The organism is Williamsia sp. M5A3_1d (assembly GCF_053345315.1).
Window position 1 is genome coordinate 231,497 of the sequence record NZ_JBKEZX010000004.1, and the last position, 21,150, is coordinate 252,646.

The 21,150-nt window shown below is 67.7% G+C and carries 24 protein-coding genes and 2 pseudogenes; 19 read left to right on the top strand and 7 right to left on the bottom strand.

Translation table 11 applies throughout. The features are described 5' to 3' along the window. The first annotated feature begins 7 nt into the window (after positions 1 to 7). The 5 genes and pseudogenes from dapB to ACLBW1_RS17975 all read left to right on the top strand — a co-directional run bounded on the left by dapB (position 8) and on the right by ACLBW1_RS17975 (position 3,030). On the top strand, positions 8 to 766 hold the full coding sequence (gene dapB / locus ACLBW1_RS17955; RefSeq protein ID WP_447813172.1) for a 4-hydroxy-tetrahydrodipicolinate reductase: 759 nt from the start codon (positions 8 to 10) through the stop codon (positions 764 to 766). Positions 767 to 775: 9 nt separating this feature from the next. Then, complete coding sequence (locus tag ACLBW1_RS17960; protein ID WP_447813173.1) at positions 776 to 1,282, top strand: hypothetical protein; 507 nt, start codon at positions 776 to 778, stop codon at positions 1,280 to 1,282. Between the two features lie 50 nt (positions 1,283 to 1,332). Then, positions 1,333 to 1,494, top strand: a pseudogene (locus ACLBW1_RS17965) (flavodoxin family protein); the annotation flags it as partial. Between the two features lie 50 nt (positions 1,495 to 1,544). Then, the gene (locus tag ACLBW1_RS17970; RefSeq protein ID WP_447813174.1) at positions 1,545 to 1,997 is read left to right on the top strand and encodes a flavodoxin family protein; all 453 of its coding nucleotides are present in this window, start codon (positions 1,545 to 1,547) and stop codon (positions 1,995 to 1,997) included. A 262-nt stretch (positions 1,998 to 2,259) separates the two neighbouring features. After that, positions 2,260 to 3,030 carry a hypothetical protein gene (locus tag ACLBW1_RS17975; protein WP_447813175.1) on the top strand — a complete coding sequence of 257 codons (771 nt, stop codon included), beginning with the start codon at positions 2,260 to 2,262 and terminating at the stop codon, positions 3,028 to 3,030. A 133-nt stretch (positions 3,031 to 3,163) separates the two neighbouring features. On the opposite strand, the gene ACLBW1_RS17980 is transcribed toward ACLBW1_RS17975, so the two are convergent. Beyond that, positions 3,164 to 3,799: an AbiV family abortive infection protein gene (locus ACLBW1_RS17980; RefSeq protein ID WP_447813176.1), complete on the bottom strand. Its 636-nt coding sequence runs from the start codon at positions 3,797 to 3,799 to the stop codon at positions 3,164 to 3,166. A gap of 96 nt (positions 3,800 to 3,895) precedes the next feature. Here ACLBW1_RS17980 and ACLBW1_RS17985 point away from each other — a divergent pair, with 96 nt between their 5' ends. The 3 genes from ACLBW1_RS17985 (at position 3,896) to ACLBW1_RS17995 (ending at position 5,072) form a co-directional block, all read left to right on the top strand. Next, positions 3,896 to 4,126, top strand: coding sequence for a hypothetical protein (locus tag ACLBW1_RS17985; protein ID WP_447813177.1), 231 nt, complete (start codon positions 3,896 to 3,898; stop codon positions 4,124 to 4,126). Between the two features lie 314 nt (positions 4,127 to 4,440). Further along, positions 4,441 to 4,713 (top strand): hypothetical protein, encoded by a 273-nt coding sequence (locus ACLBW1_RS17990; protein ID WP_447813178.1) that lies wholly within the window; start codon positions 4,441 to 4,443, stop codon positions 4,711 to 4,713. Positions 4,714 to 4,715: 2 nt separating this feature from the next. After that, positions 4,716 to 5,072 carry a hypothetical protein gene (locus ACLBW1_RS17995; protein ID WP_447813179.1) on the top strand — a complete coding sequence of 119 codons (357 nt, stop codon included), beginning with the start codon at positions 4,716 to 4,718 and terminating at the stop codon, positions 5,070 to 5,072. Between the two features lie 97 nt (positions 5,073 to 5,169). On the opposite strand, the gene ACLBW1_RS18000 is transcribed toward ACLBW1_RS17995, so the two are convergent. From ACLBW1_RS18000 to ACLBW1_RS18015, 4 genes are all read right to left on the bottom strand, one after another. Then, positions 5,170 to 6,126: a DUF2971 domain-containing protein gene (locus tag ACLBW1_RS18000; protein WP_447813180.1), complete on the bottom strand. Its 957-nt coding sequence runs from the start codon at positions 6,124 to 6,126 to the stop codon at positions 5,170 to 5,172. 43 nt (positions 6,127 to 6,169) lie between these two features. Further along, on the bottom strand, positions 6,170 to 6,793 hold the full coding sequence (locus ACLBW1_RS18005; protein WP_447813181.1) for a hypothetical protein: 624 nt from the start codon (positions 6,791 to 6,793) through the stop codon (positions 6,170 to 6,172). A 4-nt stretch (positions 6,794 to 6,797) separates the two neighbouring features. After that, positions 6,798 to 7,265 carry a hypothetical protein gene (locus ACLBW1_RS18010; RefSeq protein WP_447813182.1) on the bottom strand — a complete coding sequence of 156 codons (468 nt, stop codon included), beginning with the start codon at positions 7,263 to 7,265 and terminating at the stop codon, positions 6,798 to 6,800. Positions 7,266 to 7,351: 86 nt separating this feature from the next. Next, entirely contained in the window at positions 7,352 to 7,573 is a 222-nt protein-coding gene (locus ACLBW1_RS18015) for a recombinase family protein (RefSeq protein WP_447813183.1), read from the bottom strand. Positions 7,574 to 7,601: 28 nt separating this feature from the next. On the opposite strand from ACLBW1_RS18015, the pseudogene ACLBW1_RS18020 reads away from it, so the two are divergent. The 10 genes and pseudogenes from ACLBW1_RS18020 to ACLBW1_RS18065 form a co-directional block, all read left to right on the top strand. Further along, positions 7,602 to 7,843, top strand: a pseudogene (locus ACLBW1_RS18020) (flavodoxin family protein); the annotation flags it as partial. 44 nt (positions 7,844 to 7,887) lie between these two features. Then, positions 7,888 to 8,685, top strand: coding sequence for a thymidylate synthase (locus ACLBW1_RS18025; protein WP_447813184.1), 798 nt, complete (start codon positions 7,888 to 7,890; stop codon positions 8,683 to 8,685). Then, positions 8,682 to 9,206: a dihydrofolate reductase gene (locus ACLBW1_RS18030; protein WP_447813185.1), complete on the top strand. Its 525-nt coding sequence runs from the start codon at positions 8,682 to 8,684 to the stop codon at positions 9,204 to 9,206. Before ACLBW1_RS18025 ends, ACLBW1_RS18030 begins: the two co-directional genes overlap by 4 nt. Next, positions 9,203 to 10,444: a winged helix-turn-helix domain-containing protein gene (locus ACLBW1_RS18035; RefSeq protein ID WP_447813186.1), complete on the top strand. Its 1,242-nt coding sequence runs from the start codon at positions 9,203 to 9,205 to the stop codon at positions 10,442 to 10,444. Before ACLBW1_RS18030 ends, ACLBW1_RS18035 begins: the two co-directional genes overlap by 4 nt. Before the next feature lie 96 nt (positions 10,445 to 10,540). Further along, positions 10,541 to 11,293, top strand: coding sequence for an FAD-dependent thymidylate synthase (thyX, locus tag ACLBW1_RS18040; protein ID WP_447813187.1), 753 nt, complete (start codon positions 10,541 to 10,543; stop codon positions 11,291 to 11,293). Between the two features lie 62 nt (positions 11,294 to 11,355). Then, positions 11,356 to 12,261, top strand: coding sequence for a 4-hydroxy-tetrahydrodipicolinate synthase (gene dapA, locus ACLBW1_RS18045; RefSeq protein ID WP_447813188.1), 906 nt, complete (start codon positions 11,356 to 11,358; stop codon positions 12,259 to 12,261). Continuing rightward, complete coding sequence (locus ACLBW1_RS18050; protein WP_447813189.1) at positions 12,258 to 14,360, top strand: RNase J family beta-CASP ribonuclease; 2,103 nt, start codon at positions 12,258 to 12,260, stop codon at positions 14,358 to 14,360. Before dapA ends, ACLBW1_RS18050 begins: the two co-directional genes overlap by 4 nt. Positions 14,361 to 14,411: 51 nt before the next feature. Then, entirely contained in the window at positions 14,412 to 15,032 is a 621-nt protein-coding gene (locus tag ACLBW1_RS18055) for a TIGR03085 family metal-binding protein (RefSeq protein WP_447813190.1), read from the top strand. A gap of 96 nt (positions 15,033 to 15,128) precedes the next feature. Next, the gene (locus tag ACLBW1_RS18060; RefSeq protein ID WP_447813191.1) at positions 15,129 to 18,110 is read left to right on the top strand and encodes a DNA translocase FtsK 4TM domain-containing protein; all 2,982 of its coding nucleotides are present in this window, start codon (positions 15,129 to 15,131) and stop codon (positions 18,108 to 18,110) included. A gap of 238 nt (positions 18,111 to 18,348) precedes the next feature. Further along, positions 18,349 to 19,353, top strand: coding sequence for a TerC family protein (locus ACLBW1_RS18065; protein ID WP_447813192.1), 1,005 nt, complete (start codon positions 18,349 to 18,351; stop codon positions 19,351 to 19,353). A 61-nt stretch (positions 19,354 to 19,414) separates the two neighbouring features. Here ACLBW1_RS18065 and ACLBW1_RS18070 read toward each other — a convergent pair whose 3' ends face one another. Continuing rightward, on the bottom strand, positions 19,415 to 19,699 hold the full coding sequence (locus tag ACLBW1_RS18070; protein ID WP_447813193.1) for a YciI family protein: 285 nt from the start codon (positions 19,697 to 19,699) through the stop codon (positions 19,415 to 19,417). A gap of 40 nt (positions 19,700 to 19,739) precedes the next feature. After that, positions 19,740 to 20,285, bottom strand: a complete 546-nt coding sequence (locus tag ACLBW1_RS18075; protein ID WP_447813194.1) for an amino-acid N-acetyltransferase — start codon at positions 20,283 to 20,285, stop codon at positions 19,740 to 19,742. Between the two features lie 207 nt (positions 20,286 to 20,492). Here ACLBW1_RS18075 and pgsA point away from each other — a divergent pair, with 207 nt between their 5' ends. After that, complete coding sequence (gene pgsA / locus ACLBW1_RS18080) at positions 20,493 to 21,116, top strand: CDP-diacylglycerol--glycerol-3-phosphate 3-phosphatidyltransferase (protein ID WP_447813611.1); 624 nt, start codon at positions 20,493 to 20,495, stop codon at positions 21,114 to 21,116. The last annotated feature ends 34 nt before the right edge of the window (positions 21,117 to 21,150 follow it).

Sequence of the window (21,150 nt, forward strand, 5' to 3'; positions counted from 1 at the left end):
GGACGCCATGGCTGGTGGTGACGGGATCCGCGTCGGGGTGTTCGGTAGTGGCGGCAAGGTGGGGCAGGCGATCGTCGATGCGGTCACCGCCGCCGACGACCTGACCTTCACCGTCGGTGTCGACAAGGACGACGATCGGTCGGCGCTGGTCGACTCCGGCACACAGGTGGTCGTCGACTTCACGCATCCGTCGGTGGTGATGGACAACCTCGAGTTCCTCATCGGCAACGGCATCCATGCTGTCGTCGGGACCACCGGATTCGACGACGAGCGACTCGCGCAGGTCCGCGGATGGCTCGACGACGCCCCCGGGGTCGGCGTTCTCATCGCCCCGAACTTCGCGATCGGTGCGGTGCTGAGCATGAGGTTCGCCGCCGCCGCGGCCCGCTTCTACGACTCCGTCGAGGTGATCGAGCTGCACCACCCGCACAAGGCCGATGCGCCGTCGGGCACCGCATACCGCACCGCGCGACTCATCGCCGAGGCCCGAGCGCAGGCCGGGGCCCCCGCGATGCCCGACGCCACATCGACCGAACTCGAGGGCGCCCGCGGTGCCGACGTGGACGGCGTCCGCGTGCACTCGGTGCGACTGGCCGGACTCGTCGCACACCAGGAGGTGCTGCTGGGCACCGAGGGGGAGACGCTCACCATCCGACACGATTCCCTCGATCGCACGTCGTTCGCCCCGGGCGTGCTCCTCGGCGTCCGCCAGATCGGTGACCGACCGGGACTCACCGTCGGCCTCGACGATCTTCTCGACCTCTAGGGCGTCGTGATGGGCGAGCGCTCCAAGCGCGACTTCTACTCCCGCGACGCACGGCCGATCGTGGCGGTCATCGTGGTGATCCTCATCCTGCTGGCCTTCTACATCGGGCTGCTCGGTGTGCGCGGGGTCCAGCTGATCGAGGACGGGTCGGTGGTCGGTATCGGGCTGGGCGTCGGTGTGCTGATCCTGCCGTTCCTCGGGGTCTGGATGGCGTTCACGACCGTGCGTGCCGGCATCGCGCATCAGCGCCTGGGCCGACGGATGCGCGAGGAGGGTCGTGAACTCGACGTCTCCGACCTGCCGCGGCGCCCGTCGGGCCGACTCGAACGCGACGCGGCCGACGAGCTGTTCGCAACGGTCAAGACCGAGTGGGAAGCCGACCCCGAGAACTGGCGCAACACCTACCGCATCGCCCGCGCCTACGACTTCGCCGGCGACCGCTCCCGTGCCCGTGAGATGATGAAACGCGCTGTTGCACAGGAGAAGGCCGATCGCGATGGTGAGTCGCGCGCGTGACCGCGCGACTCCTGATCGTCCATCACACGCCGTCGCCGCACTGTCAGGCCATGTTCGAGGCGGTGCTCGCCGGGGCGACCGATCCGGAGATCACCGGCGTCGAGGTGATCCGCCGCCCGGCGTTGGCGGTGAGCGCATCGGACTTCCTCGACGCCGACGCCTACGTTCTCGGGTGCCCGGTGAACCTCGGCTACATCGCCGGCGTTCTGAAACGTTTAAGTCACGGATACCCCGCTACTACGTGTTCGCGGAGGTCAGCGGCATGACGCAGCTCCTCATCGTCCATCACACACCATCCCCGTACTGCCAGGCGATGTTCGAGGCGGTGCTCAGCGGTGCGACTGACCCTGAGATCGAGCGCGTCGAGGTCGTCCGCCGGGCGGCGTTGTCGGTGTCGGCGAGCGACTTCCTGGAGGCTGACGGGTACCTACTTGGCAGCCCAGCGAACCTCGGGTCGATTTCAGGTGCCCTCAAGCACGCGTTCGATCAGAGTTACTATCAGATTCTCGACTCGACGCGGGGCCGCCCGTTCGGGGTGTACCTGCACGGCAACGAGGGGACCGAGGGCGCGGAGAGCGCCGTCGACCGGATCACTACCGGCCTCGGTTGGGCGAAGGCCGCCGACTACGTCATCGTCTCGGGCAAGCCCGAGAAGGCGGACCTGGAGCGGTGTTGGGAGCTGGGCGCGACGGTCGCCGCACAGCTGATGGGGTAGCCCCAAGATTCGCGTGAAACACAGAGTTATCCACAGGCGTGATGGAGTGTGTCGGTACCGGCGTTTACGATGGTGAACGGCAGGCTCGCCCGGGTCTGCCCAGAGACGCCGAGGCCCTGCCAGAGCGGACTCCGACAGGGCTCGACGCGTATTTGGCGATACCGCTAAAGCCTAGAGGTTGGCCTGCGCCCCGCAACAGGGGGTTGGTCAAATTTGGGTCGGTGATGTCTTGGTCGCGGCGACGCACCAGGAGGATTGCCCCTTGTCTGATGAACCGCTTCGGACTGTTCGCGAGTTCTGCCGCCATTACGGCCTCAACCGAAACGCCTTCCTCACTGTTCGAGCGAAGGCGAAAGTCAATGCGCGAGAATGGGACACGCCGCTGTCGGCTGCCGTCCAGCTCAGGCTCTTGCGCTACGTGAGCGTTGATCGTCGCGATGACCATATTCGCCGGGAACGCGACAAGAGGATCGTGTTCACCCCGAGACGAGCGATCAAGCAGCCGCCGCTTCCGAGGCCAGCCATTGACGTTGACGCGAAGATCGAGGAGGTAGCGGCGTCGTTGGCGAAGTGGAGTCGCGCGCTCGTTGATCTGACGAGGGACCACGTCACCGACGACGGTATGGGGCGGTGCGGAAAGTGTCATGCGGCTGCGCCATGCCGGGTGAAACGGACTTTGACGGACCTCGACAAAGGACTCGTCGAGGAGATCGCGGTGTGGGAGACAGGCGCGGCTTCCCCCGTCGCCTCAGGCGACCCCGAGCAGCGGTTGCGTCTGCTCTACGCTGCCCGCACGCGATGGCGTGAGGTACTGGTCCGGTACACCGTCGATCACATGATCGAGGGCACTGATGGTAAGTGCGCTGTGTGCCGAACCGACGCACCGTGCGAGATCAAGCGGACCCTGACGCGGATCAACAAGGGCATCGCACGCCAGATCGAGAACGACTACGCGATCCTTGACGACGAGGAGCTGAACGCGGCGTTTCGGCCTCGGCGGCGCTTCACCTACGAGGAGTGGGACGCGCAATAGCCACTGCACCGCCGCTCGATACCGTTGAGGTGTGCGGGCTGGGTAGCCCCCACGAGGACGCCCCGGCTGATGCTCACGGCCGGGGCGTCGCGCTACTGGTCGGGTTCGTCAGCCGCTCGGCTCTCCATGTTCTCTACGAAGTAGGCCCACATCTCGGATGCGCATACGGCAACAGCATCCAGTGCAGGTCTTGGGCGCTGTCCTCACCGGAATTACCGAGAGCCTGCTTGCGCGTGTGGTCGCGGATAAGCGCCATCTCGGCGAGCTGAGCGACCCGCTCCAGCTCGGTGGCCACCGGCGCGCGCTCGACGTCGAGGGGGGATGCGAATCGGCCGCCTGCCCCTGGAGCCGACGCGACGTAGAACCCGTCTTGCTTCTCGCGATCGACCTCGGCGGGCAGTCGACCAGGCTCGGGCACGACCCCGTTCTCCCACGCGCTGTAATCGCCCCAGAATGGGCCGAGGTCCAGCGCGAAATCGTCGGTCGCGGCGATCTTGTCGCGGTGGTTGTTCGAGACGGCGAGGTGCTTGGGGTTGCCGGGCGGCGAGGACAGTTCGACCGTGCCGCCGCTCTCCCACGCGCCAACTGACGCCTCGAAGACCGCATTCGCGCGCGCCAACTCCTCTTGCGCCAACACGAGAAGCGACCGTGCGCGGCCAGGAGACTGGTTATCCAGTAGCACGTTCGCGTCGTCGATCAGCGCCGCCACGTTCGCGATGAGCGCGTGCCAGTAGCGCCGTGCGTTGTCCGCTGTTAGCCGGAGGGTCATAAGCCCAATCATGCCGCGTTACTCCGACATTGACGGGTATGTCGGTGGTTGATGGGACTATCGTCGCGATACGCAACGACGACGAGGAGGCGGGCGATGGCCCAGACACGCTCAGTCAAGTTCGAGCACGAGAACATCGAGGTTCGCTTGCGCAACATGCACGACACCGAAGAGGCAGAGGCGGCGGCCGAGGCCGAGGTGATGCGGAGAATCGCTGGCCGACCCGGAGCCTGGTACTCCAACGTGGAGCACGTCAGCGTTCTGAATAGCTCTGAGGGGCCGGTCGCCACCGTCACCATCTCCTACGGCTACAACGAGCCGATCTAGAGCAGCGCAGCGGGCGTCACGTTGAAGCTACCGGGAGCGCTGCCGGATCGGATCGAGGCGAGGGTAAACGCTCGCGCCTCGGGCTCGACACCCGAGCCCGGTCGACGGCCGGGCTCGGAGAGAACGAGGCCTCCGATCAGAGTCTCGCGATCCGACACATCGACAAGCTGATCTACGAGACGGGGGCGGCGGTGCTGACCGTCCATCACACCGCACGCGGCACCACCCACGGGCGCGGGTCGTCGGCATGGTTCGGGGCGGTGCAGACGTCGCTTCGGGTCGATCGATCCGGCACCACCCCCAAGCTCACGATCGTGCGCGACAAGCAGAAGGACGACAAGGCTGGCTGCAAGCACCAGTTCGAACTCGTCGAGGTGCCGGAGTCGGCGGGGCGAAAGTCGTCGCTCGCGGTGCGTGCACTCGATGCGTTCGAGGTGGCCGAGCAGATTAATGAGACCGGCGAGGCCGTGTTCGAGATCGTCCGCGGCCTCGAGACGATCGAGGGCGTGACGTCGGGAGAGGTGAAAGCGGCGGCCACTGCCCGTGACCCTTCTCGGAGAAGTCGACCCAACACAGCCACCACCTGAAGGTGCTGCTGAAAGCGGGGCGGCTCGATAACCTCGGCACCCTCACCTCGCGGCGGTACGCCACAGGGGGATTCCGTGAGGAGTGCTACCGCGACCAGGTCGCAACCGACGAGGTGCGGGTGAAGCGCATCAACAAGGCGATCGAGGATTTGTGCGCCGCCCTGGCCTGCGACGACATCAACGGCAAGACAACCGCCGCCAAGATTCGCACGAGCTTCGTGCAGGGCATCCCGCGGGACATCTTCGACGCGGCGTACGAGCGGTGGCATGACGCGGGCCGCCCTGGCGACTCTGCGCATGTAACCCTCGCGAAGGTGGAGCCGCCCGAGGGCGCTCAAAACAACAGCACTGCAACCTGATTGGAGAGATAGATATGAGCACTGAGAATAAGCAGGACGCCGTGGCGCGCGGAGTTGACGAGTCTTTCGCTCGTTGGGCAGCGGCCCACCCCGACCCCTACCCCCGATAGGGGGCGTCAGACAGCGAGACCTCGGTATCGGTGGAGCCGATCTTCTCCAGCAGATGCGTCACCGCCTCCTTCCTCAGTTCTCGCTCTCTACCCGGGCCGACGACGATCTTGACGATTGAGGGTTCGCCGGATCGCGTGATCGGGAAGTGGAGTTTCTGATAGGGGACGAGGCCGATTGATCCGGGGCGAAACTCGCTGTCCTGGGCCTTGTTGATCCGGTCGACGATCAACCGCCACTCGGCCTCCTCGCTGAACGCGTCGTGCTTCACCTGGGCGAGCCAGCGAGCGGCGACGCCGTGAAAGACGTCGGGGTAGGTGTAGTCGTTGTCGCCGGTCTCTATCCCCTCGACACCTTCGGCGATCTCGTCGGCGCAGTCGTCGAGGAACTGGCTCGCGTCGTCGTCCCCGTAGTAGACCTTCTCGGGCGGGCCAATCGGGCTGACCGCGAACTCGGGGCTCGTCTCGAAGAAGTGGGAGTCGATCGTGATGAACTCGTTGAGCGCGGTGTCACTGAACCCGATCGCGTAGCCGCCTCCACCGTCGCCGTACCCGCGCCACTGGCTGAGAAGGTTCCCGGAGGTGCAGAAGCACGTGACGTGAGGGTGACGCTGTTCGGGCGCGGAGCCAATGGTGAACTCGAACCGGCCGGTACGGACGTCGGCGGTGAGGCTCACGAGCCGATCGTGAACGGTGCCCGGTGGTGTCGACTCGGCGCGGTTTTCGAGCTTCTGCGCCAGCATCTCCGCGCCGAAAGTCAGCTCGGCCGCATCGTTGAGGTACCGAGCGTCCGTCGCCCACAGCGTCCCGAATGTCGCGCCGGTCTCGGTGGCGAATACGCCCGCGTCGGTGCCGGGGAAGTTGGCTGGGTGGCCGAGGATGCCGAGGAGCCCGGCGGTGTCGGTGTAGTGGTAGAGAACCTTCGGCAGTTCGGGGCGAGTCGACACCCGGAAAGCATATTCTGCTGAGGGCGATGGTCGGTTCCGCTACCTAATGAGCGGCGACAGGGCGACGAGGCGTGATTGTGATCGCGTCAGACGGCTTGTGCCACCGGCCCCGGCCGACGCGGTCGATGGTCATGGTCGACCGGATGAACTCGCGCTTCGCGACCAGCGGTAGTTCCTGCCACATCGCCATCGGGTCGGGGGCGGTCGCGAGTTCTCGGATCAACGGGTCCGTGAACACCGGTGTCGCGTCAGTCTCGGCGTCGGCGATCTGCGCCTCCAGTCGGGTCGCGACCCGCGCGCCGGTACTCGGCGGCATCCAACCCTCGGCTCTTTCGTTCTCGACGTCCTCCAGGCGTCGACGTAGCTGGGCCAACCGTGCCGGGGCGGTGGGGTCAGATGCCGGTACCTCGGCCAGCGCGGCCAGCGACTCGGGTGTGGTCAGGATGCCCTCGACGACCGCGAGAACTACACCGTCGGTCGCCGCCATATTTCGGCCGACACAGTGCTCCTTGCACTGATACACCACGTGCCCGGTCCCATCTTTCCGTCGGCCGCCGCGCGCCTTCCAGACGTACTCGCCGCACACCGCACACCGAGCGATGCCCGTCAGCAGGTGCTTCACCGGCACCCCACGCGGCCCGGTCTTGCGGCCCGCGAACAGCGCCACGAGGTCATGGTGTTGCTCGTCGGGGAGAATCGGCTCCCATGTGCCCTTGCCGTGGATTTCCTGAGGGCCGCGTTTGCCGTCGATGGTGGCGCTGACGGTGCGATACCCGGCGTAGGTCGCGTTTGAGCCGAATGCGACGCAGCTTCGCCGAGTCCCACCCGATCGGGTCTTTCGTCTCGATCCAACGGACCACCGAGCCGAACGATTGCCCGGCGAGCACTCGCCGCGCGGCCTCCAGAACGAGGGGAACACGGTCGGGGTCGGGGGTCCGGCCGATCGACTTGCCTGTCTCAGGGTCACGAACGATCTTGTAGCCGCACGGAACTCGTCCGTAAGGCTTTCCGTCGGCGAGGTTGGCCCGGTGCGCACGGAGGATGCGCTCCTGGGTCTTCTTGGCCTCCTGCTCGGACATCATGCCGTCGATGACGAACTTGGGTTCGTCGAGGTCGACGAGTTGCCCGCCGTACGACATTGCCACGCCTCGGTCGATACACAGATCGCGCAGCCCGATAAGCGCGCCGAGATCACGTGAGAGTCGCGACGCCTCCTAACATACGATTACGTGCCCCAGGCGACGATCTCGCGGAGCCGGTCGAAGCCGGGGCGGTCTTTGCGGGCATACCGGCTCGCCGACCGATCGTTGTCGCAGATCACCTCGGCGACTGGCCAGCCCTCCCGCTCGCACACTGCCCGGCACTCGGCCTCCTGCTCGGCGACCGACCGGCCCTTTGCGTTGTCGCGGGAGGCGCGGGTGTAGATGATTGCGCTGGTCGCGGGCATGTTCGTAGTTAGAGAGTTCAAGACTAATAAACACGCCTTCGACACCAGCTACTACCAGATCCTCGACGCCACCCGTGGCCGTCCGTTCGGGGCCTATCTGCACGGCAACGAGGGCACCGGGGGGCCGTTCGCGCCATCGACTCGATCACCACGGGCCTCGCCTGGACCCGGGTCTCCGAGCACGTCGTCGTGTCGAACAAGCCGGATACCGGCGAGCTCGCAGCGTGTCGTGAGCTCGGCGGGGTCGTCGCCGCGCAGTTGATGAGCTGAGCCGCCTGCGCACCGTCGTCGGTGAGGAGTCCTAGACTCGACCCGTGATCGACACCCCGTACGAGGACCTGCTGGCGAAGGTGTTGGCCGAGGGGACACCCAAGGCCGACCGCACCGGCACCGGCACGCGCAGCCTGTTCGGCCATCAGCTCCGCTACGACCTGGCCGCCGGGTTCCCGCTGATCACCACCAAGCGGGTCCACGTGAAGTCGGTGTTCTACGAACTGCTGTGGTTCCTGCGGGGCGACTCGAACGTGCGGTGGCTGCAGGAGCGCGGCGTCACCATCTGGGACGAGTGGGCCGACTCCTCCGGTGACCTCGGGCCGGTCTACGGGGTGCAGTGGCGCAGTTGGCCCACGCCGTCGGGCGAGCACATCGACCAGATCTCCAACGCACTGGCGTTGCTGAGGTCCGATCCCGACTCACGTCGCAACATCGTCTCGGCGTGGAACGTGGGGGAGATCCCGCAGATGGCACTGCCGCCGTGCCACGCCTTCTTCCAGTTCTACGTCGCCGACGGCAAACTCTCGTGCCAGCTCTACCAGCGCAGCGCCGATCTGTTCCTGGGGGTCCCGTTCAACATCGCCTCCTACGCCCTGCTGACCCACATGATGGCCACGCAGGCCGGACTCGAGGTCGGCGAGTTCGTGTGGACCGGCGGCGACTGCCACATCTACGACAATCACGTCGAGCAGGTGAAGTTGCAGCTCTCACGTGACCCGTACCCGTACCCGACACTGCGCCTGGCCCCGCGAGAGTCGTTGTTCGACTACGAATTCGACGACATCGAGGTCGTCGACTACCAGCACCATCCCGGAATCAAGGCGCCTGTGGCGGTATGACGGTCGCGTTGATCTGGGCGCAGGGCAACGATCGGGCCATCGGGCGCGACAACACCATCCCGTGGCGTGTCCCCGAAGATGCCCGGCATTTCCGCGATCTCACCCGCGGACACCGCGTGGTGATGGGTCGCAAGACCTGGGAGTCGCTGCCCGAACGATTCCGGCCGCTACCCGACCGGGTCAACGTCGTGCTGACCACCGACCAGACCTGGACGTCGCCCGGGGCGGTCGTCGCCCACGATCTCGCGGACGCGCTCGCAGCCGACCCCGGCGACACCGTGATGGTGATGGGTGGCAGCCAGATCTACACTGCGGCAATGGAGTTCGCTGACATCCTGTACGTCACCGAGATCGACGTCGACGTCGACGGTGCCGACGCACACGCGCCGGAGATCGACCCCGCGCGGTGGGAGGCCACCACACGGGGGGACTGGCAGGAATCGTCGAGCGGGTTGCGCTTCCGGTTCCTCGACCACCGGCTCCGCCCCGACGTGTCGACACCGCGGCCGCCCACACCGTGAACGCAGCCGCCCTGCCCATCGCGCGAGCGCGTCGGATCGCACTGGCGGCGCAGGGTTTCGCCGACCCGAAACCCGGTGGAGCCGTCACCCGTCGGCACCTGCAGCGGGTCCTCGGCCGGATCCGGTTCCTGCAGATGGACTCGGTCAACATCGTCGTCCGCGCGCACTACATGCCGTTGTTCAGTCGGCTCGGTCCCTACGACCCTGCGCTGCTCGACCGGGCGGCGGCCGAATCGACAGCGCGGGCACCGCGTCTGTTGGCCGAGTACTGGGCGCACGAGGCCGCCCTCATCCCGGTCGAGGACTGGCCGCTGTTCGGCTGGCGGATGGACGACTATCGCCACGGCCGGTACGGCAAGCCGGTGACCGAGCCGCCCGAACGCACCGCGCTACGCGCCGAGATCGCCGACGTCCTCGCCGAGATGGGTCCGTCGACCGGCGGTGAGCTCGAAGAGCTGCTCGGCCGGCGCCGCGATCGGCCGCGGCGGGGGAGCTGGTGGGATCGCAGCGAGGTGAAGCATGCGTGCGAGGTGATGCTCGCCGCCGGCGATCTCTCCGCGATCCGGCGGGGCAACTTCGCGCGTCACTACGACCTCGCGTCGAACATCGTCGGTCCGTACCTCGCGAACACCGACATCGACCGGGACGTCGCCGTCCGTGAGCTGGTCCGCCGGTCGATCGGTGCGCTCGGCGTCGCGACGGAGACCGACCTGCGCGACTACTACCGTCTGCCGGTCGCCGACGCGCGCGTGGCCGTCACCGAGCTCGTCGACGCCGGCGAACTGACGCCGGTGACCGTGGCGGGGTGGGACCGCACCGCATATCTCGACCCCGCGGCCCGCACTCCCCGTCGGGTCACCGCGTCGGCCCTGCTCGCCCCGTTCGACCCGCTGGTGTTCTTCCGGCCACGGCTGCATCGCCTGTTCGACATGCACTACCGCATCGAGATCTACGTACCCGAACCGCAACGCGTGCACGGGTATTACGTCTTCCCCTATCTCCTCGACGAGGAGATCCCCGCCCGCGTGGACCTCAAGACCGATCGGTCCGCGCGTGTGCTGCGGGTACTCGGTGCCTTCGCCGAGGACGGGGTGGACCGCGGCCGCGTCGCCGAACATCTCGCGGTCGACCTGCGATCGATGGCGGGGTGGCTCGGGATGGACGACGTGACGGTCGGAGGCGTGGACACCGACGCGCGTGGCGACCTCGCTCCCGTTCTGCGTCGCGCTCTGCAGTAGCGAACACCGACACCCGCGTTCGGCGACGTCGCGTGGCACGGGACAATCGGTTCCGATCGAGTCGCCGGTCGACCCGTCGAAGAGGAGTGCAGTCAGGTGTCGCAGTTGGTTCCGTTGCAGGTGCACATGATCGCGCACACCGAGTTCCACCCACCCGCCGACGTCCCGTGGTCGACCGACGTCGACGGTGGCGAGGCACTCGTCGAGTTCGCAGGCCGGGCCTGCTACCAGAGCTGGGACAAGCCCAACCCGCGAACGGCCACCAACGCCGGCTACCTGCGCCACATCCTCGAGGTCGGGCACCTCTCCCTCCTCGAGCACGCGACGGTCACCTTCTACATCACGGGGATCTCGCGATCGTGCACACACGAACTGATCCGGCATCGACACTTCTCCTACTCCCAGCTCTCGCAGCGGTTCGTCCCCGAACACGACTCGAACGTGGTCCCGCCGCCCGCGATCCGCGGAGACGCCGAGCTCGAGGACCTGTTCGTCACCGCCACCGACGCCGCGCGCGCGGCCTACACCGAACTCCTCGAGGCCCTCGAGGCCAAGTTCGCCGACGTGCCCAACGCAATCCTGCGTCGCAAACAGGCACGACAGGCGGCGCGGTCGGTGCTGCCCAACGCCACCGAGACCAAGATCGTGGTGAGCGGCAACCTGCGCGCGTGGCGTCATTTCGTCGGGATGCGTGCGACCGAACACGCCGACGTCGAGATCCGGCAGCTCGCGATCGAGTGTCTGCGGCAGCTCTGCGGTGTCGCGCCGACCGTGTTCGGTGATTTCGAGATCGGGACCCTGGCCGACGGCACCGAGGTCGCGACCTCCCCATACGTGGTGGACAGCTGACCGACGCGGCCGCGGGTGGGTTGTGCGGTTCGGGCGCACCCCCGGGCGGTAGCCTGACCACCATGAACAGCGGCCAGACGCAGCACGGGCTGCATCCGTTCGGAACCGTGGGTGTCGCGATGGTGACGCCTTTCGCCGCCGACGGCAGCCTCGACCTCGACCGGGCAGTCGAGCTCGCGACCCATCTCGTCGATCGCGGGGTCGACGGACTCGTGATCTCCGGTACCACCGGGGAATCACCGACCACCACCGTGACCGAGAAGCTCGACCTGCTCAGCGCCGTGCTCGACGCGGTCGGCGACCGTGCACGCATCACGCAGGGGGCGGGCAGCTACGACACCGCCGAGAGCGTGCGCTTCGCCGTCGAGTCGGCCAAGCGCGGCGCGCATGCGCTTCTCGTGGTGACGCCCTATTACTCGCGGCCACCGCAGACCGGACTCCTCGCACACTTCACGGCGATCGCCGACGCGACCGACCTGCCGGTACTGCTCTACGACATCCCGCCGCGCTCGGTGGTGCCGATCGAGCACCGCACGCTGCTCGAACTGGCGCGGCACCCGAACATCGTGGGCGTCAAGGACGCCAAGGGCGATCTGAACTCCGCCGCGTCGCTCATCGCCGACGCCGGACTGCAGTACCTGTCCGGTGAGGACGCGCTCAACCTGCCGTGGCTGGCGGTGGGTGCGTCGGGATTCGTCTCGGTGATCGGCCACCTGGTGCCGGAACGGCTCAGAGATCTGCTCGACGCTGTGGAAAAGGGTGACATGATTCGTGCACGGGAGATCAACCTCTCGCTCATACCGCTGGTGAACGCCATGGGTCGACTCGGTGGTGTGACGATGGTGAAGGCCGCCCTGCGGATCACCGGACTCGACGTCGGCGAGCCTCGCCTGCCGCAGATGCCGGCCACCGGGCCGCAGATCGAATCGCTGATCGCGGATCTGCGTGCAGCGCAGGTGCTCTCATGACCGGCCCCGAGCAGCCGAGCGGCGAACCCACCGCCCCGAAACGTCGACGCCGCGCCGCGACCCGTCGCAGCGGCCCGCCGGAACCCGCGGCCCCGACCCCGCCGGCCCACGAGCAGCCCACGGCGGCTGCCGAGCCCGTACAGCCCAAGGCCGCCGCCGCACCCGAGCAGACGAACACCGCGCCCCCGCAACAGAAGTCGGGGCAGGCCTCGAAGGCGTCGAACCCCGCGGCCAAGAACACCACGCCCAAGGACAACGCCGCCAAGGACAATGCCCGGTCGTCGGACTCCTCGGGCGGTGGACGCCGTCGCGGCAAGAACTCGCGCAACTCCGGTGGCGGCGGTGCGTCGGAGCCGCGTCGCGACCGTTCCCCCCAGGTCGCATCGCAGCCCGTCGGTGACGTCACCGACCGTCTCGGTCTGCCGAAGAAGCTGCCCCGCGGCGGTTTACGGGTCGTGGCGCTCGGCGGCATCGGCGAGATCGGCCGCAACATGACCGTGTTCGAGTACGACGGCAAGCTGCTGATCGTCGACTGCGGGGTGTTGTTCCCCGAGGACCAGCAGCCCGGCGTCGACCTCATCCTCCCGGACTTCCGCTACATCGAGGACCGGATGGACGACGTCGAGGCGATCGTCCTGACCCACGGGCACGAGGACCACATCGGTGCCGTGCCGTTCCTGTTGCGACTGCGCGGCGACATCCCGGTGATCGGTTCGCGTTTCACCCTCGCCCTGCTGGCGGCGAAGTGCCGCGAGCACCGGCAGCGCCCGAAGCTGGTCCAGGTCACCGAGGGGGAGCGGTCGAACTTCGGGCCGTTCGACCTCGAGTACTTCGCGGTCAACCACTCCATCCCCGATGCGATCGCCGTGGCGATCCGGACCCCCGCAGGCTTGGTGCTGCACACCGGCGACATCAAGCTCGACCAGCTACCCCTCGACGGTCGTCTCACCGACCTCGCCGGGTTCAGCCGGCTCGGCGACGAAGGGGTCGACCTGTTCCTCGTCGACTCCACCAATGCCGAGGTCCCCGGATTCGTGACGCCCGAACGCAACATCGGCACCGTCCTCGACACCGTGATCGGCAAGGCCCGCCAGCGCGTGATCGTCGCGTCGTTCGCCAGCCACGTCCATCGCATCCAGCAGGTCGTGGATGTCGCGGCCGCCCACGACCGCAAGGTGTGTTTCGTCGGACGGTCGATGGTCCGCAACATGCAGATCGCGCAGGAGCTCGATTACCTGCGCGTGCCCGACGGTGTGATTGTCGAGATGGATGCGGCCGCATCGCTTCCCGACCACCGTGTGGTGCTGGTCTCCACGGGGTCGCAGGGCGAGCCGCTGTCGGCGCTGTCGCGGATGGCGCGCGGCGAACACCGGCAGATCAACATCCGCGCCGACGATCTCGTCGTGCTGGCGTCCTCTCTGATCCCGGGCAACGAGAACTCGGTGTTCGCGGTGGTGAACGGGCTCGCGAAACGCGGTGCCACGGTCGTCACCCAGCAGAGCGCGAAGGTGCACGTCTCCGGACACGCGTCGGCCGGCGAGCTGCTCTACCTCTACAACGCCGTGCGGCCCTCGAACGCGATGCCGGTGCACGGCGAGTGGCGGCATCTGCGCGCCAACGCCGCACTGGCGGAGGCGACCGGAGTCGCCCCCGACCGCGTGGTGCTCGCCGAGGACGGCGTGGTCGTCGATCTCGTCGACGGCCGCGCGAGCATCGTCGGTCGCGTGCCCGTCGGTTACGTCTACGTCGACGGTCTGTCGGTCGGCGACGTCGGGGAGTCGACCCTGTCGGAGCGCCTGGTTCTCGGCGAGGGTGGTTTCATCGCCATCACCGTGGTGATCGACGCCGCCGACGGTCGACTGATCAGTCCACCCGAGGTCTCGGGCCGCGGGTTCTCCGACGACCCGGCGGCACTGAAGGATGCGGCCGACCTGGTCCACTCGTCGCTGTCGGACCTCGCTGCCGACGGTGTCACCGACACCCACCGGATCGCCCAGCTGATCCGACGTGTGGTGGGCAAGTGGGTGGCCGACACCTACCGTCGTCGCCCCATGATCGTGCCGACCGTGTTGTCGGTGCGCGAGAAGCGGCCCCGGTAGCGCAGAGACCACCGCGGTCGCGGGCGTCGCCGGAGTCGATAGGCTCGGGCGATGACCGCTGCACGCACCGAACGCACCGCCCTCGCCGAGACCCTGCGTTCGGTCGGACCCGATGCCCCCACCCTCTGCGACGGCTGGACCGCGCGTGACCTGACCGCGCACATGGTGGTCCGTGAGGCGCGGCTCGACGCGTCGGCGGGCATCGTGATCCCGCCGCTGGCGGGCTACACCGAGCAGGTGCAGAACTCGTATGCGCGGCGCGATTACGACCGCCTCGTCGATCAGTTCGCCTCCGGCCCGCCGTGGTATTCGCCGTTCGCGATCCTCGACCGGTTCGCCAACCCGGCGGAGTTCTTCGTCCACCACGAGGACGTACGCCGTGCCTCCCCGGGGTGGACGCCCCGCGTTCTCGATCCCGCGCTCGAGTCGGCACTCAAGGCCCCGCTGACGTTGATCGGGAAGAAGGGACTGCGTTCGGCAGGGGCGCGTGTCGCGCTGACCACGGGCGACGGCGCGACGGTGTTGACCGCCGGCTCGGGTCCGTCGGTCACGGTCACCGGAGATCTGGGCGATCTCGTCCTGTTCGTGTACGGGCGCGATCAGGTCGATCTGGCCTTCGACGGCGACCCCGACGCGGTGGCCGCGGTGAAGGCGGCCGAGCGCGGCCTCTGACGTCGGCCCAGAGCTCGGTCACGATAGAGACACGCCTTTCGTGGGACCGGTGAGGTGCACGAGGCGTATGGGGTTGATGCGGTTTATGGTGAGCCCATGAGCTCCAAGTCCACGGCCCGTGGTTCCCGCGCGGCCGCGAAGCGCACCTCGTCGGGTTCCTCGACGCGTCGAGCTGCGGGGACGTCCTCCGCGACGACCCGCACGGCCTCCCGCAGCGGAGCCGCGAAGAAGGCAGGAACGCCCAAGAAGGCCGGTGGCTCCACGTCGAGGTCGAGCGCGAAGACCCCGACGAAGGGGCGCGCAGCGGGCCCTCGATCCCCATCGTCCAACCGCACCTCGGCCCGCTCGACCTCCGCCTCGGCGGGCACCACGCGGTCGCGATCGGCCGCGACCCGGGCCACCGTGGTGGAGGAGACCCCGGAGCACGGTTCGGTGGTCCGCGCGATCGGTCGGGGAGTGGGGAGCGGCTGGGTCCTGCTCGCACGCGGGGTGGGTGGACTCGCCCGTGTCGGATCGGGAGCCGCGCACACGCGCGATGACCGCCACCCCCGCGGCCTCGACGACGTCGACGTCGACGATCTGGGGCCCGAGCGCTTCGACCCCGATCGCACCTACGCCGACGAGTACTTCGACGACGACCTCTCCGACGTGGGGGATCGCGACGACGACATGGTCGACGGGTTCGACGACGCACCGGTCCGCCGTCCGCGGCGCGAGGCCCCGGCCCCGTTCGATCGGTCATCTGATGAGGGGCGCCGCCGTGACGGCGCCGCCCTGGCTCTCCTCGCCGTTGCGATCCTGGTCGCCGTCGGGGTCTGGTTCCACGCCGCCGGACCGGTCGGAGCGTTCATCGACACCGTCGTGCGGGCGGTCGTCGGCGCCGCAGCCGTGGTGGTCCCCGTCGTCGCCACAGCTGTCGCCATCCGACTGATGCGACGCGGACCCGATCCGCGCAGCCGCGGCCGCAACATCGGCGCCTGCGCGTTGATCGGTCTGCCGGTGCTGGGGATCTGGCATCTGATCGCCGGGGCCCCGGTCGATTTCGACGGCCGTCTCGACGCCGGCGGGTTCCTCGGCTTCGCCGCGGCCGGACCACTCACCGCCGGGCTCACCGCCTGGGTGTCGGTACCGATCCTTCTCGTCTGCATCGTCGCCGGGATCCTGCTGGCCGTGCGCATGACCGTGCGCGAGGTCGTCACGCTCGCGTCGGAGTACTTCGGGGTGGGGCACGGTGCGCGTCACGATGTCTACGACCCCTCCGACCTCGAGGACCCTACCGATCTCGACGACCCGGCCGACGACTGGGACGACCCCCGGTATGAGGTGGGTCGCGGTGGCGACCCGTGGCAGAACTACCCGCCCGACGACGTCGACGACATCCCGGCACCGACGACGCGCCTGCGTCGACCCGCCGGGGTCACCGCCGGCGAGGCCCTCACCGAGCCGCTCATCACCGACGTCGACCCGGCCGAGGCACTCGCCACCCGTCCCACCGAGGTCGTCGCGAAGCCGCGCCGTGTGGCCACGCCGAAGAAGGCCGCTGCGCCCGCACCGCCTGCCGCCGAGGACTTCACCGAACTCGTCGAGCGCACCATCGACGGCGACTACCGTCTGCCGCCGGCCTCGCTGCTGATCGACGGCGATCCGCCGAAGATGGGCAGCGCCTCCAACGACGACATGATCGACCGCATCACCGCGGTGCTCGAGCAGTTCAAGATCGACGCCGCCGTCACCGGTTTCACGCGGGGACCGACGGTCACGCGGTACGAGGTCGAACTCGGCCCGGGCGTGAAGGTCGAGAAGATCACCGCGCTGGCCCGCAACATCGCCTACGCCGCCGCGACCGACAACGTGCGACTGCTCGCGCCCATCCCCGGCAAGTCCGCGGTCGGGATCGAGGTGCCCAACAGCGACCGTGAGATGGTCCGCCTCGCCGATGTCCTGAAGTCGCCGAGCACCCGAAAAGATGCACATCCATTGGTGATCGGGCTCGGCAAGGACATCGAGGGCGACTTCGTGAGCGCCAACCTCGCGAAGATGCCGCACCTCCTGGTGGCCGGTTCCACCGGTTCGGGCAAGTCGAGCTTCGTGAACTCGATGCTGGTGTCGCTGCTGACGCGTGCGACGCCCGACGACGTCCGGATGATCCTCATCGACCCGAAGATGGTGGAACTCACGCCGTACGAGGGCATCCCGCACCTGATCACCCCCATCATCACCGAGCCGAGGAAGGCCGCGGCCGCTCTCGCGTGGCTGGTGGAGGAGATGGAGCAGCGCTATCAGGACATGAAGGCGTCGCGCGTGCGACACATCGACGACTTCAACGCGAAGGTGCGATCCGGCGAGATCACCACCCCGCTGGGCTCCGAGCGTGTGTACCGGCCCTACCCCTACATCCTCGCCATCGTCGACGAGCTCGCCGACCTCATGATGACCGCGCCGAAGGACGTCGAGGACGCGATCGTCCGCATCACGCAGAAGGCGCGCGCCGCCGGCATCCATCTGGTGTTGGCCACGCAGCGCCCCTCGGTCGACGTGGTCACCGGTCTGATCAAGACCAACGTCCCCTCGCGTCTGGCGTTCGCGACGTCGTCGCTGACCGACTCGCGAGTCATCCTCGATCAGCCCGGCGCCGAGAAGCTGATCGGCATGGGCGACGGCCTGTTCATCCCGATGGGCTCCAACCGGCCCATCCGCATGCAGGGCGCGTTCATCACCGACGAGGAGATCTCCGCGGTCGTCGAGTTCGCCAAGGAGCAGGGCGACCCGCAGTACCAGGAAGGTGTCACCGCGCAGAAGGTGTCGGATTCGAAGGACATCGACGGCGACATCGGCGGCGATCTCGACGACCTCCTGCAGGCCATCGAGCTCGTGGTGAGCAGTCAGTTCGGGTCGACGTCGATGCTGCAGCGCAAGCTGCGCGTCGGGTTCGCGAAGGCCGGACGACTGATGGACCTGATGGAGACGCGCGGCGTCGTCGGCCCCAGCGAGGGCTCCAAGGCGCGGGAGGTCCTGGTGAAGCCCGAGGACCTCGCCGGCGTGATCGCCTCGATCAACGGCGCGACGGTCGGTGACTGAATTGTCCGTAACACAAATCCGCTGACCTGCGACAATGGCGAGCCCCCCACGGCAAAGGTAAAGTAAATTTTGCTTTCGAGGGGAGTATCCCTGTCGCGGCGATCTCGTCAATACGTTCGTCATCGAATCGGTGCCATCACCGGGCTCGTATGTCGTTCCGGGACGTCGGCCGAGTGGTCAACCACACGGCGGGAGAGACCTCTGGCACCCGTGTTCGGTCAGCTGGAGGATTTTTCGTATGAACGTGTCCGCGACAACCTGGATCATCACCCTCGTGGTGATCCTGGGGTTGTTCATCTTCGACTTCTTCGCCCACGTCCGCACCCCCCACGCCCCCTCGCTCAAGGAGTCCGGGGCCTGGTCGGCGGTCTACATCACCATCGCACTGATCTTCGGCGGCTACGTCTGGTGGCAGTGGGGCGGCACCTACGGCGGTGAGTACTACGCCGGCTTCATCACCGAGAAGGCGCTGTCGGTCGACAACCTCTTCGTGTTCGTCATCATCATGGCCAAGTTCGCGGTTCCCCGTGAGTACCAGCAGAAGGTGCTGTTGCTAGGCATCGTGATGGCGCTGGTCATGCGCGGTGGATTCATCGCCGTTGGCGCCGCGGCGATCAACGCCTACAGCTGGGTCTTCTACCTGTTCGGTGCGTTCCTCATCTACACCGCCGTCAAGCTGATCCGCGAGGCCACCGCCTCGGAGGACGACGAGGACGAAGGCGACAGCGCGATCATGCGCTTCGTCAAGAAGTACCTGCGCACGACCGACGACTACAACGGCGACAAGCTGTTCACCAAGGTCAACGGCAGGCGCCTCGCCACCCCGATGCTGATGGTCCTCATCGTCATCGGCTTCACCGACGTGCTGTTCGCCCTCGACTCGATCCCCGCCATCTACGGCCTCACCACCGAGCCGTACATCGTGTTCACCGCGAACGCCTTCGCGCTGATGGGTCTGCGTCAGCTGTTCTTCCTGCTCGACGGCCTGCTCGATCGCCTCGTGTACCTGTCGTGGGGCCTGTCGATCATCCTCGGCTTCATCGGTGTGAAGCTCGTGCTGCACGCATTGCACGAGAACACGCTGCCGTTCCTCAACGGCGGCGAGCACATCAAGGTGCCGGAGATCTCGACCGGCCTGTCGCTGAGCATCATCGTCGGTGTCCTGGTGGTCACCACGGTGGCCAGCCTCATCAAGGCGAAATCGAACGACAAGAAGGAACAGGACTCGATACCGAGCGCCTGACCTCCGCCGAGCACCGTCGCGGACCCCGCATCACCTGTCGGTGGTGCGGGGTTCGCCCGTCTCAGTCGGCCAACGGCCCGAACAGGGGCTTCCACTCCGTCACGCGGGTGGCCGTGATGGCGTCGGCCGCATGGAAGGGGTCGTCGGTGAGGATCGCCGCCAACTCGTCGGCGTCGTCGGCCCGGAAGATCAGCAGCGCGCCACTGCCGTCGGGGTAGGGACCCGACTCGAGCACCACGCCGGTGTCCACGAGGCCACCGAGCCACGCACGGTGCGATGCCCGGTGGGTGTCGCGGGTGTCGGAGGTGGCATCGACGTAGGTGTACTCGACGGCGAAGACGGTCATGGGAGTGCGCTCCTGGGTGGTCGGGTCGGATCAGGGGACATCAGCGGAGGGAGGCCAACATGCGGGTGTTGCCCAGGGTGTTGGGCTTGACGTAGCTCAGGTCGAGGAACTCGGCGACACCGGCGTCGTACGACCGGCACATCTCCTCGTAGACCTCCGAGGTGACCGGTGTCCCGTCGATCTCGGCGAAACCGTGCCGGGCGAAGAAACGGGTCTCGAACGTCAGCACGAACACCCGCGTGAGTTGCAGATCGCGCGCCACGTCCATGAGCCGGCCGACCAGTCGGTGGCCGATGCCGTGTCCGGCCCACGCCGGGTCGACCGCCACCGTGCGCACCTCGCCGAGATCGGCCCAGAGCACGTGCAGTGCACCGCATCCCACCACCTCGCCCGCGATCTCGGCGACCCAGAACTCCTGGACCGCCTCGTACAGGGTGACCAGGTTCTTCTCGAGGAGGATGCGGCCGGCGTACATGTCGATCACCGCTTTGATGCGCGGGACGTCCGATGTCCGAGCCCGGCGGATGGTCACCGACACCGCCTCGGTGATGCCGGCGATGTCGGCGGACCCCTCGTCGGCTGCCATGGGGGAGACAGTAGTACGCCGGTGCCGACGCGGGGCCTGTCGCGTCGACCTGTCACGCGGCCCCGCGACACTCGCGCGGCGCGCTCGCGTGACCTGCGCTCGGGTCGCGCCCGTCTGACCGATATCGTCTTGGGCGTGGGTGATCCAGGACGCACCGATGACCGGCGCCGAGGCATCGTCGGTCGGTCGACGGGCGAGGATTCGCCGGTGGCCGAGCGGTTGCGCAACTCCATCAAGCCGGTGGCCGACGATCCGATCGCCGACCCGGTCAGCAACGTCCCGATCGTCAACATCGCCAACATCCTCACGGTGTTCCGCATCGTGCTCGTGCCGGTGTTCCTCGCGGCCCTCTTCGTCGGTGACGGCCACGAAGCGGGTTGGCGGATCGCCGCCTGGGTCGTGTTCGCGGTCGCGGCGATCACCGACCGTTACGACGGCCGCATCGCTCGCAACCGGGGCCTGATCACCGATTTCGGCAAGATGGCCGATCCGATCGCCGACAAGGCACTGATCGGTGCGGCGCTGATCGGCCTGTCGCTCCTCGGTGACCTGTCGTGGTGGATCACCGCGGTGATCATCGCTCGCGAGGTCGGCGTCACCCTGCTGAGGTTCTGGGTGCTCCGACACGGGGTCATCCCGGCCAGCCGCGGCGGGAAGCTCAAGACGCTGCTGCAGGTGATCGCGATCGGCCTGTACATCCTGCCCCTGCCGGGTGCGTTGCACTGGGTCGCCGTCGCGGTGATGGTCGCCGCGATCGTGGCCACCGTGCTCACCGGACTCGACTACGTCTGGCGTGCGCTGCAGCTGCGATCGGCCGGCCGCGCCGCGTGACGATCCCGGTCGGATCACCGACCGGCGGTGTCGC

Bases quoted from the DNA above. Each gene is read 5' to 3' on its own strand.
- ACLBW1_RS18075 (WP_447813194.1), bottom strand. From the start codon at position 20,285: ATGGCAGCCGACGAGGGGTCCGCCGACATCGCCGGCATCACCGAGGCG.
- ACLBW1_RS18070 (WP_447813193.1), bottom strand. From the start codon at position 19,699: ATGACCGTCTTCGCCGTCGAGTACACCTACGTCGATGCCACCTCCGAC.
- ACLBW1_RS18050 (WP_447813189.1), top strand. From the start codon at position 12,258: ATGACCGGCCCCGAGCAGCCGAGCGGCGAACCCACCGCCCCGAAACGT.
- dapA (WP_447813188.1), top strand. From the start codon at position 11,356: ATGAACAGCGGCCAGACGCAGCACGGGCTGCATCCGTTCGGAACCGTG.
- ACLBW1_RS18065 (WP_447813192.1), top strand. From the start codon at position 18,349: ATGAACGTGTCCGCGACAACCTGGATCATCACCCTCGTGGTGATCCTG.
- ACLBW1_RS18060 (WP_447813191.1), top strand. From the start codon at position 15,129: ATGAGCTCCAAGTCCACGGCCCGTGGTTCCCGCGCGGCCGCGAAGCGC.
- ACLBW1_RS17980 (WP_447813176.1), bottom strand. From the start codon at position 3,799: ATGACCCTCCGGCTAACAGCGGACAACGCACGGCGCTACTGGCACGCG.
- ACLBW1_RS17960 (WP_447813173.1), top strand. From the start codon at position 776: ATGGGCGAGCGCTCCAAGCGCGACTTCTACTCCCGCGACGCACGGCCG.
- dapB (WP_447813172.1), top strand. From the start codon at position 8: ATGGCTGGTGGTGACGGGATCCGCGTCGGGGTGTTCGGTAGTGGCGGC.
- ACLBW1_RS18055 (WP_447813190.1), top strand. From the start codon at position 14,412: ATGACCGCTGCACGCACCGAACGCACCGCCCTCGCCGAGACCCTGCGT.
- ACLBW1_RS18030 (WP_447813185.1), top strand. From the start codon at position 8,682: ATGACGGTCGCGTTGATCTGGGCGCAGGGCAACGATCGGGCCATCGGG.
- ACLBW1_RS18010 (WP_447813182.1), bottom strand. From the start codon at position 7,265: ATGTCGTACGGCGGGCAACTCGTCGACCTCGACGAACCCAAGTTCGTC.
- ACLBW1_RS17970 (WP_447813174.1), top strand. From the start codon at position 1,545: ATGACGCAGCTCCTCATCGTCCATCACACACCATCCCCGTACTGCCAG.
- ACLBW1_RS17985 (WP_447813177.1), top strand. From the start codon at position 3,896: ATGGCCCAGACACGCTCAGTCAAGTTCGAGCACGAGAACATCGAGGTT.
- ACLBW1_RS18015 (WP_447813183.1), bottom strand. From the start codon at position 7,573: ATGCCCGCGACCAGCGCAATCATCTACACCCGCGCCTCCCGCGACAAC.